The sequence below is a fragment of the Paraburkholderia sp. SIMBA_054 genome (assembly GCF_046534875.1).
Lineage (GTDB): Bacteria > Pseudomonadota > Gammaproteobacteria > Burkholderiales > Burkholderiaceae > Paraburkholderia > Paraburkholderia hospita.
The window spans coordinates 1-232 of the sequence record NZ_JAWRXV010001793.1 but is presented as its reverse complement, the minus strand read 5'-3'; the positions used below and the strand labels follow the sequence as shown (position 1 = coordinate 232).

Here is a 232-nt window from a genome sequence, read left to right as displayed (position 1 = left end):
GGCGTATTGATCCGCAAGCGCCAGACATGGGCGTTCCTGATCGGCAAGTTCCTGACCGACCCGGTATGGTGGTTCTATCTGTTCTGGCTGCCGAAGTGGCTCAACGAATCGCGCGGCATGGACATGCAGCATATCGGCCTGCCCCTCGTGTGCATCTACGCGATGACGACCGTGGGCAGCATCGGCGGCGGCTGGCTTTCGTCGGCACTATTGCGCGCAGGGTGGACGGTGA

At 62.1% G+C, this 232-nt stretch carries 1 pseudogene; it reads left to right on the top strand.

Going from position 1 to position 232, the window contains the following annotated elements:
* A pseudogene (locus tag SB822_RS61255) lies at positions 1-232 on the top strand (MFS transporter); the annotation flags it as partial.